Genomic DNA, 14,494 nt, shown 5'->3' on the forward strand with positions numbered 1-14,494 from the left:
CGGCGACGCTGGCGAAACGGCCAGCGGGTCGCTATCTCATCGCAACCTTCGAATGACTGACCGGGCAAGGATTCTTGTGGCCGATAACGATGCGCGTGCCGATAGCGAACTTCACCAGCAGCGGCTGGGCCGGATTACCTTCCGGGCGTGGCGGCGCGGGTTCCGCGAGGCGGACCTGGTGCTCGGCCCCTTCATGGAGCGCGAGGGCGCGACCCTCAGCGACGCCGAACTGACCGAACTCGAAGCTCTGCTGGCTGAGGACAACGACCACGAACTCTACGCCTGGATCATCGAGACCAAGCCGACCCCGCCCGAACACGCCACTATGTTGATGACCAAACTCCGCGCCTTCATGCGCGTCCATGTGGCCGCCGCCGTCGCCGAGGGGGCCGGCTGATGGACGCGCAGATCAAACGCACCGATCACGAATTGGGCGGCGCGCCCGAGGGTCTGGACGCCCTGGTCGTCGCCGATCGGCTGAAGGCGTCCGGCGGGGTCGGCGTCTTCGTGGCGCGCGATTTCTCGCGCTCGACCGCCTTCGTGCAGGCCTTCCAGTTCTTCGCCAAGGACATTGAGGTCGTCGAGTTTCCGGCCTGGGACTGTCTCCCCTACGACCGGCTGAGCCCGACGTCGGGCGTCTCCGCCGAGCGGATGGCTGCGCTGACCGCCTTGGCCAAACGCAGCCTCGATGACCGCAGCCCGATGCTGGTCGTCACGACCGTGGCTGCCGCGACGCAGCGCACGCCGCCGCGTGAGGCCACCTTCGCCGCCAGCTTCGAGGCTCGCGTCGGTCGCGATCTCGATACGCAGGCGCTGGAAACCTATTTCACCACCAACGGCTACATGCGCGCCTCGACCGTCAACGAGCGCGGCGAGTACGCCATCCGGGGCGGGGTCATCGACGTCTTCCCGCCAGGGTTCGACGAGCCGGTCCGCCTCGACATGTTCGGGTCGGAGTTGGAGTCCATCCGCACCTTCGATCCGGCGACCCAGCGTTCGACCGGCACTCGCACCGAGGTGTCGCTGTCGCCCGTGTCCGAAGCCCTGCTGGATGCGGAGACCGTCAGCCGGTTCCGCACCGGATACCTGAACCTGTTCGGCGCGCCCGGTGACGATCCCCTCTATGCGACCATCAGCGAGGGCGCGCGGCGTCAGGGCATGGAGCACTGGATCCCGCTGCTGTACGACCGACTGGAGACCCTGTTCGACTATCTGCCGGACGACGCGACCCTGTTCCTCGACCATCAGGCCGAAGCCGCCCGCGCCGACCGCTGGAACCTGACCAAGGACGCCTACGAAGCCCGTCAGGAAGCATCGAAGGCCAAGGGCGGGGCCGCCAATCGCGCCCTGCCGCCGGAACGCCTTTACCTGCCCGACGCAGACTGGAACTCGGCCTTGGCCGGTCGCGCCGTGCGCCGCCTGACGCCGTTCTACGCGGCGGCCGAGGATGGCGGCGGCAATCTGGGCCGCACCTTCGCTGCCGAGCGAGCGCAGGACAGCGTCAATCTGTTCGCCGCCGTCGCCGATCACGCGCAGAAACTGAAGGCCGAGGGCAAGCGCGTCCTGTTCGCCTCCTGGACCGAGGGCTCGTCCGATCGCCTCGGCGTCATGATGGCGGACCACGGGCTGGAGCATGTCGTCGCCGTGCGTGACTGGGCCGATGTCCAGAAGGCGTCGAAAGACCTTTACTTGCGCGCCGTCCTGCCAGTGGAGCATGGCTTCACGACCGGCGACCTGGCCGTCATCTCCGAGACGGATATCCTCGGCGACCGTCTGGCGCGTCCGAAGAAGAAGCGCCGGGCGTCGAACTTCCTCGCCGAGGCCTCGGCCCTGACGACCGGCGATCTGGTCGTCCACCTGGACCACGGCATCGGCCGCTACGAGGGGCTGAAGACGCTGGAGATCCAGGAGGCGCCGCACGACTGCCTCGAACTAATCTATGCCGGTGACAGCAAGCTCTATCTTCCTGTTGAAAACATTGACCTTCTGACCCGCTACGGCGCAGAATCCGAGGGCGTCCAGCTCGACCGGCTTGGCGGCGCGGGCTGGCAGGCGCGGAAGGCCAAGGCCAAGGCCCGTCTGCGCGACATGGCCGAGGGTCTGATCGCCCTCGCCGCCAAGCGCGCGCTCAGGGTCGGGGAGGCCGTCACCCCGCCGGCTGGGCTGTTCGACGAGTTCTGCGCCCGCTTCCCCTATGAGGAAACGGACGATCAGCTGAACGCCATCGGCGACGTGCTGGAGGATCTCGGCAAGGGCGTGCCGATGGACCGGCTGATCTGCGGCGACGTCGGCTTCGGCAAGACCGAGGTCGCCATCCGCGCCGCCTTCGTCGTCGCCATGTCGGGGCAACAGGTGGCCATCGTCTGCCCGACGACGCTCCTGGCTCGCCAGCATTTCAAGACCTTCTCCGAACGCTTCGCCGGCTGGCCGATCAAGGTCCGCCACCTGTCGCGCATGGTCACCGCCAAGGACGCCGCCGAAACGCGGGCGGGCCTGAAGGACGGCTCGTTCGAGATCGTCGTCGGCACCCATGCCGTCCTGGCCGAACAGGTCGGGTTCAAGGACCTCGGCCTCGTCATCGTCGACGAAGAGCAGCACTTCGGCGTCAAGCACAAGGAGAAGCTCAAGTCTCTCCGCGCCGACGTCCACCTGCTGACCCTGACCGCGACCCCCATTCCGCGCACGCTTCAGATGGCCCTGTCCGGCATCCGGGAGATGTCGATCATCGCCACGCCGCCAGTCGATCGCCTGGCCGTGCGGACCTATGTCGCGCCCTGGGATCCGGTCATGGTCCGCGAGGCCCTGCTGCGCGAGAAATATCGGGGCGGTCAGGCCTTCTACGTCTGTCCGCGCCTGTCGGACCTGCCGGACATCGAGGAATTCCTCCGCGTCCAGGTGCCGGAGATCAAGTTCGTGGTCGGTCACGGCCAGATGAGCCCGACCCAGCTCGAAGACGTGATGAGCGCCTTCTACGACGGCTCCTACGACGTGCTGGTCTCGACCACCATCGTGGAGAGCGGCATCGACATTCCAACCGCCAACACTCTGATCGTGCACCGCGCCGACATGTTCGGCCTGGCCCAACTGCACCAGATCCGGGGACGCATCGGCCGCTCCAAGGCTCGCGCCTTCGCCTATCTCACCGTCGATCCGAAGCGGCCGATGACCCTGTCGGCCGAGCGGCGTCTGCAGGTGCTCCAGTCGCTCGACAACTTGGGCGCCGGCTTCCAGCTGGCGAGCCACGACCTCGATCAGCGCGGCGGCGGCAACCTGCTGGGCGACGAGCAGTCGGGCCACATTCGCGAGGTCGGCGTCGAACTGTATCAGCAGATGCTGGAGGACGCGGTCGCCGAACTGCGCCAGAACGGCGAGGGCGGTGTCGTCGATCGCGGCTGGTCCCCGGCCATCAACGTCGGCGCGGCCGTCCTGATTCCAGAGGATTACGTTTCGGACCTGAATGTCCGTCTGAGCCTCTATCGCCGCTTGTCCGACGCCGAGAAGACCGAGGAGCGCGAGGCCCTGGCCGCCGAACTGATCGACCGGTTTGGCCCGCTGCCGGACGAAGCGAAACAGCTTCTGCGGATCGTCGGGATCAAGGCCAACTGCAAGACGGCCTGCATCGAGCGCATCGACATCGGGCCGAAAGGCTGTGTGCTGACCCTGCGTGACAACACCTTCCCCAATCCGATGGGGCTGGTCGGCCTGATTCAGAAGAACCACGCGACCTGGAAGATCCGACCGGATCAGAAGATCGTCGTGAAGGGCGACTGGCCGACGCCCGAAGATCGGCTGAAGGTCGCCGAACGGATCACCGCCGACCTTGCGCGGGTGGCGAAGGCCTAGCGTTTGACGCGGTAGCGCAGGTGGGTGGCAAACCGGGTCGCCCGGGCTGACACGGGCTCCAGCTCCGCCGTCAGCCCGTCCCACAGGCGCTCGCCCGCCCTCAGAATGATCGGCGCCATCTGCAGATGCAGGTCGTCGATCACTCCGGCGTTCAGATAGTGGCGCGTGGTTGAGACGCCGCCGCACACGGCGATATCCCCGTCGCCGACAGCCGCCTGCGCCGCCTGAAGCGCTGCGTCATAGCCCCCGGTGACGAAGCGGAAGGTCGTGCCGCCTTCCATCACCAGCGGCTCCCGCGCATAGTGGGTCAGAACATAGACGGGCGCGTGATAGGGCGGGTTTTCCTCCCACCAGCCGCGCCAGTCGCCGGTCCATTCGCCCCGGATCGGCCCGAACATGTTCCGGCCCATGATGAAGGCCGAATAGTCGCAGATCGCCTGCATCTCGGCGGTGTTGTTCTCGCCATCCATGAACATCCAGCGGTGCAGGTATTCGCCGCCGACGCCCAGCGGCGTCTCCAGCGTCTGATCCGGACCGGCGCCGAAGCCGTCCAGCGAGATCGTCATATGGGCACCGATGCGACCGGCCATGGCGGGGCTCCTTCAGGATGTCAGACGGGCTGGACCTGCATGTCGGCCGAGGCCCGCTCAAGAACGGCGGCGGCGCCTTCGCCCTGCATCAGCTCGGCGACCCCGACATTGAACTCGACCACGAACGGCGTCCGGTCCGGACCGGCGTCGAAAGCCGTGCATCCGATGACGGCGGCGATCCGCTCGACGGCCAGACGCGCCGCCGGACCCGGCGTGGCGGGCAGGGCGAGGGCGAAGACCTCGGGGGCTAGGCGCGCCGCCGTATCTTCGACCCGCACCAGACGCGACACCATGGCCCCGATCTGCGGCATGGCCCGGTCCAGCCAGCCGCCCTGACGCGCACGAGACAGGGTGTCGCTCTCGGCGACGCGCAGCACGCAGACCGACAAGGGCCGACGCCGCGCCGAGGCGGCCTCGGCGACGCGGCCCAGATGGCTCGCGAACAGATGGCGAGTAAACAGGCCCGTCGAGGGGTCCATGATCCCGGCCCCGCGCGCGCCTTCCAGCGCCTTGCGGATGGCCAGATGCCGGCGATGCGTCCTCGCCAGATCGAGCACGCGGGCGGCGGCCTCCGGCTCCGGCGTGTCGGCGGCCGCGACCTCCGAGAAGCCCCGGTTGTAGAGCTCGCTCAGATTGATCTCGCCTTCGGAGCGCAGATAGAGGGCCAGCGGGATGTGATAGAGGCGGGTGTTCCGCTTCATGCCCGAGGCGATCGACAGGGCCGGGGCGTGATCCGGCGCGCCCCACAGCACGGCCGCGTCGAACGCGCTCTCATGCAGATAGTCGAAGGCCGTATAGGGCGTCGGCGCCGCCACCACCTCGCCCCCCGCCGCCGTCAGGGTGTTGGACAGGGCGATGAAGCGATGATCGGGCGCGCCCGCGATCAGCACCCGCACGGGGCTCGGGTCCGGCGTGCCGGGATCGAGCGTCGCGCCGTGCAGGGCGAAGGTCTGCTGGCGCAGGCGGAACTCTTCCTCGGCGATGGCCGCACGGACCAGCTGTTCGATCCGCAGCGCCGCCTGGGCCGGGTGAGGGGGCTCGGTCATCGTCAGATCGAACGGCCCGCCCGACAGGTCTGCGGCGCGGGGCCCCAGGGCGATGACCGGCAAGCGCCGCGCCCCGGCGGCCCGTCGGAGAGCCTCGGGCAGGGCCCCGATCTCGGGGTGTTCGGCATCCAGGATCGCCGCTTCCAGTTGGAAATCGCTCAGGGCGGCCACCGCGCCGGCGCCCGACCGCGCCGTCATGGTGCGCCAGCCAAGCGAATCGAGCCCGCGGCACAGAGCGCCGATCCGCTCATCCGTCTCAGCGACGACCAGAACGCGTGGATCCAAACCTGAAATCACAGTCTCTCCCCGGCGCGCCCGATGGGTCGCGGCTCCCGACAGGAGCGGCCGGACCATACCGACGCGGCCCCCTGCGGCGCAACGGCCCAGATACGCGCAGGAGGTGAAAAGGCCCGAGACGCGACGGCTTTCAAAGCCTGCGTTTTGGAGTAGGATCAACGGCTGGGTTGCGGTGGGTAAAGGCTTGAGCGGACAGTCCAAGGAAATGGCGTCGCCCGGTTTCTGGGTGCGGCTCTCGGGGCGGGCGTTCGCGCGCAGCTGGGGTCGGGACGTCATGCTCTACACGGGCGGCGTGTCCTTCTTCGCCCTGCTGGCCGTGTTTCCGGCCATCGCCATCCTGATCGGCTTCTACAAGGCCGTGCTGTCGATCGGCCAGGTCGGCGAACAGGCTGCCGCGCTCGCCGACGTCATGCCCCACGCCGCCCGCGCCATCTTCCGCGCCGAGGTGGAGCGACTGTCGAACGCCTCGGCCCGCGCCATCTCGACCCAGAGCGCCTTCGCCCTGTTTGTCGGCGCCTATGCCGCGCACCGTGGATTCAAGGCCTTGCTGGCGGGTCTGAACCTGATCCATGACGAAACGGAGCCGCATGGCTTCTTCAAGTTCAACTTCCTCGCCTTCGTGGTGGCCGTCGTCGCCTTCGGCCTGTTCACCATCGTCTCCGGCGCCGTCGTCACGGCCCGCCTGCTGGAGCATGCCGAGGCGGTGACCGGGCAGGGCGGGCTGCCGCTGAACGGCTTTCTGCCGGCCGCCGGCCTCGGCCTCGGCCTGACGCTGCTCTATCGCTACGCCATGTCGCACCGCGATCCGGTGGCCTGGTTCCCGTCGATCGTCGGCGGAGCGGTGGCGACCCTGTTGTCGATGATTTCGTCCTGGCTGTGCGCCATCTATGTCGAGCAGATCGCCCAGCTCGGCGCGACCTACGGCTCGGTCGGCGCGGTCGTGGTGCTGCTGATCTGGCTGTCCTGGAACGTCAACGCCATCTTCTACGGCGGCGCCTTCGCCACCGAGATGGAGATCGCGGCCCGGTCTTCGGGCGCGCCGGACATCGCGGCGGAGGATAGCCCGTCCGTCGTCAATCTTTCGGAGCGGCGCGCGTCGCGACGGTGAAGGTCAGGACGCCCTCGGCCTCCTCGACCGACACGACCCGCCCGCCCAGTTCGCTCATCAGATAGGGCACGTCGATCCGCGCCATCGGATCGGTCGCCAAGAGCACCAGCCGCACACCCTCCAGCCCTTCGGCCGCCCTTCGCAGGCGCAGGCTCGGCACCGGACATCGATGCCCGCGCGCATCGACGACGATCTCGCTCACTCGCCCTCGCAGGCGGTCAACAGCAAGCCCAAGGCCACCCGGACGCTTTCCAGCCGAACCCGTTCACGCCCGAGATCGCCGAAGCGATGCGCCTCATGGCTCACGCCCTCTGCCCCGGCGCAGCCGAAATGAACCAGCCCGACCGGCTTCTCATCCGACCCGCCGCCCGGCCCCGCGATCCCGGTGACGGAGACGGCCAGATCGACCCCGGCCGTCACCCGCGCCCCGGCCGCCATGGCCCGGGCCGTCGGCTCGGAGACGGCGCCGAACGTTAGGACCGTCTCGGCCGGCACGCCGAGCATCTCCGACTTGGCCGCGTTCGAGTAGGTGACGAAGCCCCGGTCCATGACGGCCGACGATCCCGCCACCGCCGTCAAAGCCCCCGCGATCAGTCCGCCGGTGCAGCTTTCCGCGGTCGCCACCGTCCACCCCCGCGCCGAGGCGGCGGCGATCACCGCGGCGGCCATCTGCTGAATATCGTCTGGGAACATCGGTCTTTCCGAACGGTGCGCGAGTCAGTCTAGGCTCGGCCTAGCGCGCCCGCCTGACGATTGCACGCGCCTGAACGGGGACATGATGACCGACGCAACCCTGCCGGACGCCGCCGGTCCCTCCACCGACCGCAGCGATCGTGTGACGCCGATCCTCTTCGCCGTGGCCATCTTCACCTCAGCGGCCCTGGTCTTCGTGGTCCAGCCCATGGTGACCAAGCTGGTCCTGCCGATGCTGGGCGGATCGCCATCGGTCTGGAACACGGCGATGGTTTTCTTCCAGACCGCGCTTCTGGCCGGCTACGGCTACGCCCACGGGCTGCAGCGGCTGAAGTCCATGCGAGCCCAGATGGCGACCCATCTGGTCCTCCTCCTGCTCGCTGCCCTGTTCCTGCCGCTCCACATCAACGGCGTCCTGGGTGATCCCAACCCCAACGCCCCGATCGGCTGGCTGCTCGCCACCCTGGCCCTGTCGGTGGGCGCGCCCTTCGCCGTCCTTTCGGCCACCGCGCCCCTGCTTCAGGCCTGGTACGCCCGCGTCCGCGCCGGTCACGCGGACGGCCAGAACCCCTACGTCCTCTACGCCGCATCCAACCTCGGCAGCTTCCTGGCCCTGCTCGCCTATCCCGTTCTGATCGAGCCCCTGATGACCCTTTCGGGTCAGCGCGCGACCTGGAGCGGAGGTTATGCGGCCTTCATGCTGATGGTCGTGGCCCTGGCCTTCGTCGCCTGGCGTCGCGGCCAGATCGGCACGGCGGCCCCCGTCGCAGCGCTCGAGACCAGCCCGCCCATCGCCTGGCGCGAGAAGATCGTCCTCGTCCTTCTGGCCGCCGCCCCGTCCAGCCTGATGTTGGGCGTGACCAGCCACCTCGCCACCGACGTCGCCTCGGCGCCGTTCCTGTGGGTCATCCCACTGGCTCTCTATCTGCTGACCTTCGTCATCGCCTTCCAGGACAGGCCCTGGATTCCGTTGCCCATCACCCTGGTGATCTCCGCCGCCGTGACCCTGGCCTGCATCTGCTTCACCGCCTTCAGGACCGGCGACTGGGTCGCGATGTTCGGCCTCCACCTGGCGTGCTTCTTCCTGCTGGCCCTGATGTGTCACCAGAGGTTGGCCGCGCGTCGCCCGCCGCCGGACCGGCTGACGGAGTTCTACCTCCTGATGTCGCTGGGCGGCGTCGTCGGCGGCGCCTTCACCGCGCTTCTGGCGCCGGTCCTGTTCAACGGCGTCTGGGAGTACCCGCTGGTCCTGGTCCTCGTCGGACTGGCCCGGCCGTTCAACCGCGCGCCCATCAAGAACTGGGAGGTTTATCTGTTCGTCGGCGCGGTGCTGATGACCGGCCTGCCGCCTCTGTTGTCCGCCGTGTTCCAGGCCGATTGGGGCTTCGCCTGGTGGTTCAACAACAATGTCTCGGACAACATGCCGGCCCTGACCCAGTTCGTCATGCTGGCTCCGATTCTGGCCGGCTTCATCCTGCGTGACCGGACCCCGGCCTATGTCGTCATCGCCGGCCTAATCGCCCTGTCGACCGGCTACATCGCGCGCGGCTACGAGGCCGCCTTCGTCGACCGCAGCTTCTTCGGCGTGATGAAGATCGGCACCATGCAGGACCCCCGTCTGGGCGGTCAGGTCAACATCCTGATGCACGGCACGACCCTGCACGGCGCCCAGCCGAGGAATCCGTCCTTCGCCTGCATGCCGACCCTCTACTACGCCCCCGCCAGCCCGATCGGTCAGACCACCCAGATGCTCCAGCTGCGTCGTCCGGCCCTGAAGATCGGCGTGGTGGGACAGGGTTCCGGCGCCATGGCGGGCTACAAGCGCGCCGCCGACGAGATGAAATTCTTCGAGATCGATCCCTTGGTCGACCGGCTGTCGCGCGATCCCCAGTGGTTCACCTTCATCTCCGACTGCGCCGACGGCCCGATCCAGACCGTGCTGGGCGACGCCCGCCTGACCATGGCGCATGAGGCTCCGGGGACCTACGATCTTCTGCTGATCGACGCCTTCTCGTCGGACTCGGTCCCGACCCATCTGCTGACGGTCGAGGCGATTGAAGGCTATCTGAAGCTGCTGAAGCCCGATGGCGTGGTCATCCTCCACCTGTCGAACCGGAACCTCGACATCACCCTGCCGGCGGCAGCGGCGGCCCAGCGTCTTGGCGCGGTCAGCCTGCATCAGCTGTATCAGGAATCGCCCCAGGCCCCCGACATGGCCGAGGCCTCGACCGAGGCCCTGATCCTGTCGCCGACCGAGGCCGGTCTGGCCGAGTTCCGCGATCAGGCGCAGTGGCGCATTCTCGCCGACACCGAGGTCCGGCCCTGGACCGACGACTATGTGAACCTGTTCGGCTCCCTGTGGCGTCACTTCAGGCGGTGACGCCAGTCTGTTGATCAGGCGGGCAATTCGATCGTCGCGATGGCGGAGGCGGCCAGACCTTCCTCGCGCCCTGTGAAGCCCATCTTCTCCATGGTCGTCGCCTTCACACTGACGGCGTCGAGCGGCAGATGCAGGATTTCGGAGAGCCGCTCGCGCATCGCCTGACGGTGTGGCTTCACCTTCGGCCGCTCGCAGATCAGGGTGACATCGACATTCACCAGCCGCCCGCCGCGAGCCGTCAGCCGCTCGACCGCGTGGATCAGAAACTGGTCCGAGGCCGCCCCCTTCCACTTCGGATCGGTCGGCGGGAAGTGGTCGCCGATGTCCCCGTCGCCCATGGCCCCCAGCACCGCATCGGTCAGGGCGTGCAGGCCCGCGTCCGCGTCCGAATGACCGAGGAGGGTCTGGTCGTGCGCAATCTCGACCCCGCAGAGCCAGACCGAGGCGCCCGGCCCCCACCGATGCGCGTCGAAGCCCTGACCCACCCGGGTCTGCCTTGCGATCAAAGCCTCGGCCATGGCGAAATCCTCAGGGTAGGTCAGTTTAATCAGTCGCGGATCGCCCTCGACCAGCCGCACCACGCCGCCGTCGTTCTCGACAACGGCCGCATCGTCCGTCGCCGCCGAACCCTCGGGCCAAGCCCCATAGGCGGCGCGCAGCCGGTCCGCGCAGAAGGCCTGGGGCGTCTGCGCCCGCCACAGTCCGGCCCGGTCCACCGTCGTCTCGATCCGCTCGTCGCCGCGCTTCAGGGTGTCGGAGACGGGCAGGGCGGCGATGGCGCCGTCCGCCCCTTGCAGGGCGTCGAGCAGCCGCCGGATCACCTCGCCCGACAGAAACGGCCGCGCTGCGTCATGCACCAGCACCGGTCGATCCGCCGCGCCGCTCAGGGCCTCCAGACCCGCCCGCACGGAATCCGCCCGCTCGGCCCCGCCGACCACGGCCCGCCAGCCTTCCAGCCCGGCCAGCGCCTCTGCCGCCCGATCCAGACCGTCCGGCGCCACGACGACCACAACCTCTTCGGCCGCGGCGTTCAGCAGCGCCTCGACCGACCAGCGGACGACGGGTCTGCCGCCCAGGAGCCGCCACTGCTTGTCGCCTCCGGCCCGAGACCCCGAACCGGCCGCCACCACGATCGCTGCAAAACTCATGGCTGCCTTCTAAGCGCCGCCTTGCCGGTTGACGAGGGGCGATGCTTCGCGTGTTGAGCAACCCATGAGCACAGGGATCCAGATCGGCGACGTCGCCATCCCCGGCCGGGTCCTGATGGCGCCGATGACGGGCGTCACGGACCTGCCGTTCCGCCTGCTCGCCAGTCGTCTGGGCGCGGCCTATGTCGCAACCGAGATGGTCGCCGCCTCCGAACTGGCGCGCGCCCGTCCCGACGTGGTCCGCCGCGCCGCCGTCGGCGACGGCCTGCCCCTGACCGTGATCCAGCTGGTCGGTCGCGATCCCGCCGCCATGGCCGAGGGCGCCCGCATGGCCGAGGCCGCCGGGGCCGACATCGTCGACCTCAACTTCGGCTGTCCGGCCAAGGAGGTCACCGGTTCGGCCTCGGGCTCGGCCCTGATGCGCACCCCCGACCTCGCCGGCCGGATCATGGCCGCCACCGTCGCCGCCACCTCCCGCCCGGTCACCGTCAAGATGCGCCTGGGCTGGGACGACGACACGAAGAACGCCCCCGAACTGGCGAAGCGCGCCGAAGACCTCGGCGTCCAGGCCGTCACAGTTCACGGCCGCACCCGCCAGCAGTTCTACACCGGCGTCGCCGACTGGGACGCGGTCAGCGCGACCAAGGCCGCCGTCTCCATCCCCGTCATCGTCAATGGCGACATCATCACGGCCGAACACGCGAGGGCGGCGCTGGGCCAATCCGGCGCCGACGCCCTGATGCTGGGCCGAGGCGTCTATGGCCGTCCCTGGCTGGCCGCGCATCTCGATCATGCGCTGCGCGAGGGCGGCGTCCTGACCGAACCGGATCGCCCCGAGCGGTACGCCATCGTCGTCGAGCACATGGCCGCCTCCTGCGCCTTCTACGACGGCCCCGTCGGCCTGCGCATGTTCCGCAAACACCTCGGCTGGTATGTCGAGCAGGCGCCCTGGCCCGCCGATCCCGCAGAGCGAAAGGCCGCCAAGAGCCGCATCTGTCGACTGGACACTCCCGAGGAGGTCGCGACCGCCCTGGCCGACCTGTGGGACCTTCCCAAAAACTCGCTGTATTTCGGCAACTCTCTTGTTGAAAATTCGCCACAGGTGGTTGAAGCTTCCGCGTCATGACGGACACGCCCGCCATCACCCCGGCGAAAAAAGGCGACCCTTCCTTCTGGGGGCGGTTGACGTCCGGTCATGCGAGAGCCGCCTTCGGGGCGGCCTACGCCATCGCCTTCCTCGTCACCGGTGCGGCCATCTGGCTGGTCGCGGTGGCGCCCGGGGCCAGCGCCGGCGACGACGCCCGGTCGACCGCCAGCCGCGCGGTCCTGTTCATCCTCCTGGCCAATCTGGTCCTGATCTTCGGCCTGGCGACGATCATCGGCGGTCAGGTCATGCGCCTGTCCCGGCGGCGTCGCGAGGACCCCGGCGCCCGCCTGCACCTGCGGTTCGTCGCCCTGTTCTCACTGGTCGCCGTGGTGCCGGCCGTACTGATCGCCATGGTGTTCGGTCTTCTGGTCAACCGGGGCGTGGACCAGTGGTTCTCGGAGAACGTCCGCTCCTCCGTCGACAACGGCGCATTCATCGGCAAGGCCTATGTCGCGGACGTCGGCGGCGGGCTGGAGCGTGACCTCGGCAGCATGGCCAACGAACTCGGCGGCGTGCGGGGCGCGTTCGACAACCGCATCCAGTTCTCCAGCGCCCTGACCCAGATCGCCGACTTCTTCGGCTATCCCGCCGTCTACATCCTGAACGGCGAGGGAGAGGTGCTGGCCCAAAGCGATCTGCCCGACGCGCCGGCCTATGTCGCGCCACCCCGCGAGGCCTTCGAGACCGCCGCCGAGGGCCGGGACGTGCCGCTCGCCGTCACCGAACACCCCGACACGATCCGCGCCCTTTATCCGCTGCCCGACTATGGCGAGGCCTATCTCTACGTCGTCCGCCCCTTGGCGCCGGGCCTGGTCGCCCGGATGCGCAACGGCCTGGACTCGATCGAGTCCTATCGCGTGGCCGAGGAAAGCCGCGCCCGCATCCAGGCCGCCTTCGCCCTCAGCTATCTGGAGACGGCTCTGCTCGTTCTCGTCGGCGCCGTCTGGCTGGGCATGTCGGCGGCCAGCCAGATTTCCTCCCCGATCGGCCGGCTGGTCCAGGCCGCGGATCAGGTCTCGGCCGGCGACCTGTCCGCCCGCGTCGACGGAACGGGCGCGCCGGGCGAGATCGCGACCCTGTCCGAGGCCTTCAATCGCATGACCGCCGATCTTCAGGCCCAGCAGGCGGCGCTGAAGACCGCCAGCGACGAGGCGGTCGATCGCAGCCGCTTCATCGAGACCGTCCTGTCCGGCGTCTCGGCCGGCGTCATTGGCCTGGACAAGCGCGGCAGGATTTCCGCCATCAACGACAGCGCCTTGCAGCTGCTTTCGATCTCCGAGGTCGAGGTTCGCGGCAAGGCTCTGGGGACTATCGCTCCCGAACTCGGCGACCTTGTCCGCCGTGTGGAGGCTCATATCGAGGAAGACATCGACGTCGCCCGCGAAGGCGAGACCCGTCGCCTGCGCGTCCGCATCGAGGGCGGGGTCGGGGGCGAGATGGTGCTGACCTTCGACGACATCACCCGCCTCGTCACGGCCCAGCGCAACGCCGCCTGGCGTGACGTCGCCCGCCGCATCGCCCACGAGATCAAGAACCCGCTGACCCCCATCCAGCTCTCGGCCGAGCGGCTGAAGCGGAAATTCCGCCCCGGCATCACCGACGACGTCGAAATCTTCGACCGCTGCACCGACACCATCATTCGTCAGGTCGGCGACATCGGCCGGATGGTGGACGAATTCTCGTCCTTCGCCCGCATGCCCGCGCCGCGCTTCACCAACGAGAGCCCGGCCGAACTGCTGCGCGAGGCCGTCTTCGCCCAGCGCGTGGCCGCACCCGATCTGCCGGTCGAGCTGACCGAACCCCTGCCCAAGACCAAGATGAAGGTTGACCGTCAGATGGTCAGCCAGGCCCTGCTCAACATCCTCAAAAACGCCGGCGAGGCCGTCGCCGCCCGCCGCCTCGGCACGCCCGCCGAGGACGGCCAGACCGCCATCATCGCCCGTCTGGCGGTCGAGAACGAGATCGCGACATTCATCATCGAGGACGACGGCAAGGGCCTGCCCGTCCGCGACCGCGACCGCCTGACCGAGCCTTATGTGACCACGCGCGAGAAGGGCACGGGCCTCGGCCTCGCCATCGTCAAGCGCATCTGTGAAGACCACGGCGGCGAGTTGAAACTGTCAGATAGCGACAGCCTGCACGGCGCCAAAATCTGCCTGATCTTCCCCCTCAACCCCACCGGCAAGACCGGGCGTGAAACGGAGCCTCGCGGCGCCGACGCCCCGGCCGCCGAATAGTAGCG

Annotated in this window: 11 protein-coding genes; 6 read left to right on the forward strand and 5 right to left on the reverse strand. The window is 68.6% G+C overall.

Annotated features, from left to right (window positions below):
- Positions 1-76: 76 nt before the first annotated feature.
- The gene (locus tag O5O43_RS06745) at positions 77-397 is read left to right on the forward strand and encodes a succinate dehydrogenase assembly factor 2 (RefSeq protein WP_271086133.1); all 321 of its coding nucleotides are present in this window, start codon (positions 77-79) and stop codon (positions 395-397) included.
- A complete protein-coding gene (gene mfd, locus O5O43_RS06750) occupies positions 397-3,843 on the forward strand; it encodes a transcription-repair coupling factor (RefSeq protein ID WP_271086134.1) in 3,447 nt (1,148 codons plus the stop codon). Before O5O43_RS06745 ends, mfd begins: the two co-directional genes overlap by 1 nt.
- On the opposite strand, the gene O5O43_RS06755 is transcribed toward mfd, so the two are convergent.
- Together O5O43_RS06755 and O5O43_RS06760 are read right to left on the reverse strand one after the other, a co-directional pair.
- Complete coding sequence (locus O5O43_RS06755; protein ID WP_271086135.1) at positions 3,840-4,433, reverse strand: dihydrofolate reductase family protein; 594 nt, start codon at positions 4,431-4,433, stop codon at positions 3,840-3,842. The two genes, mfd and O5O43_RS06755, sit on opposite strands and share 4 nt — an antisense overlap.
- 20 nt (positions 4,434-4,453) lie before the next feature.
- Entirely contained in the window at positions 4,454-5,776 is a 1,323-nt protein-coding gene (locus O5O43_RS06760; protein ID WP_271086136.1) for a diguanylate cyclase, read from the reverse strand.
- A 184-nt stretch (positions 5,777-5,960) separates the two neighbouring features.
- Here O5O43_RS06760 and O5O43_RS06765 point away from each other — a divergent pair, with 184 nt between their 5' ends.
- Positions 5,961-6,884 carry a YihY/virulence factor BrkB family protein gene (locus O5O43_RS06765; protein WP_271086137.1) on the forward strand — a complete coding sequence of 308 codons (924 nt, stop codon included), beginning with the start codon at positions 5,961-5,963 and terminating at the stop codon, positions 6,882-6,884.
- On the opposite strand, the gene O5O43_RS06770 is transcribed toward O5O43_RS06765, so the two are convergent.
- Together O5O43_RS06770 and O5O43_RS06775 are read right to left on the reverse strand one after the other, a co-directional pair.
- On the reverse strand, positions 6,850-7,086 hold the full coding sequence (locus O5O43_RS06770) for a sulfurtransferase TusA family protein (protein WP_271086138.1): 237 nt from the start codon (positions 7,084-7,086) through the stop codon (positions 6,850-6,852). The genes O5O43_RS06765 and O5O43_RS06770 overlap by 35 nt on opposite strands.
- Positions 7,083-7,577: a CinA family protein gene (locus tag O5O43_RS06775; RefSeq protein ID WP_271086139.1), complete on the reverse strand. Its 495-nt coding sequence runs from the start codon at positions 7,575-7,577 to the stop codon at positions 7,083-7,085. Before O5O43_RS06775 ends, O5O43_RS06770 begins: the two co-directional genes overlap by 4 nt.
- Positions 7,578-7,659: 82 nt before the next feature.
- Between O5O43_RS06775 and O5O43_RS06780 the strand changes: the two genes are divergently transcribed.
- Complete coding sequence (locus O5O43_RS06780; protein ID WP_271086140.1) at positions 7,660-9,957, forward strand: spermidine synthase; 2,298 nt, start codon at positions 7,660-7,662, stop codon at positions 9,955-9,957.
- A 14-nt stretch (positions 9,958-9,971) separates the two neighbouring features.
- On the opposite strand, the gene O5O43_RS06785 is transcribed toward O5O43_RS06780, so the two are convergent.
- Positions 9,972-11,105: a bifunctional 2-C-methyl-D-erythritol 4-phosphate cytidylyltransferase/2-C-methyl-D-erythritol 2,4-cyclodiphosphate synthase gene (locus O5O43_RS06785; protein ID WP_271086141.1), complete on the reverse strand. Its 1,134-nt coding sequence runs from the start codon at positions 11,103-11,105 to the stop codon at positions 9,972-9,974.
- A 64-nt stretch (positions 11,106-11,169) separates the two neighbouring features.
- Here O5O43_RS06785 and dusB point away from each other — a divergent pair, with 64 nt between their 5' ends.
- Together dusB and O5O43_RS06795 are read left to right on the forward strand one after the other, a co-directional pair.
- Positions 11,170-12,231 carry a tRNA dihydrouridine synthase DusB gene (gene dusB, locus O5O43_RS06790; RefSeq protein WP_271086142.1) on the forward strand — a complete coding sequence of 354 codons (1,062 nt, stop codon included), beginning with the start codon at positions 11,170-11,172 and terminating at the stop codon, positions 12,229-12,231.
- Positions 12,228-14,489: a PAS domain-containing sensor histidine kinase gene (locus O5O43_RS06795; protein ID WP_271086143.1), complete on the forward strand. Its 2,262-nt coding sequence runs from the start codon at positions 12,228-12,230 to the stop codon at positions 14,487-14,489. Before dusB ends, O5O43_RS06795 begins: the two co-directional genes overlap by 4 nt.
- Positions 14,490-14,494: the final 5 nt, after the last annotated feature.

Origin of the sequence: Brevundimonas sp. NIBR11 (genome assembly GCF_027912535.1) — a bacterium.
Classification (GTDB): Bacteria; Pseudomonadota; Alphaproteobacteria; order Caulobacterales; family Caulobacteraceae; genus Brevundimonas.

Bases quoted from the DNA above. Each gene is read 5' to 3' on its own strand.
- O5O43_RS06785 (WP_271086141.1), bottom strand. From the start codon at position 11,105: ATGAGTTTTGCAGCGATCGTGGTGGCGGCCGGTTCGGGGTCTCGGGCC.
- O5O43_RS06780 (WP_271086140.1), top strand. From the start codon at position 7,660: ATGATGACCGACGCAACCCTGCCGGACGCCGCCGGTCCCTCCACCGAC.
- O5O43_RS06755 (WP_271086135.1), bottom strand. From the start codon at position 4,433: ATGGCCGGTCGCATCGGTGCCCATATGACGATCTCGCTGGACGGCTTC.
- O5O43_RS06775 (WP_271086139.1), bottom strand. From the start codon at position 7,577: ATGTTCCCAGACGATATTCAGCAGATGGCCGCCGCGGTGATCGCCGCC.
- dusB (WP_271086142.1), top strand. From the start codon at position 11,170: ATGAGCACAGGGATCCAGATCGGCGACGTCGCCATCCCCGGCCGGGTC.
- mfd (WP_271086134.1), top strand. From the start codon at position 397: ATGGACGCGCAGATCAAACGCACCGATCACGAATTGGGCGGCGCGCCC.
- O5O43_RS06795 (WP_271086143.1), top strand. From the start codon at position 12,228: ATGACGGACACGCCCGCCATCACCCCGGCGAAAAAAGGCGACCCTTCC.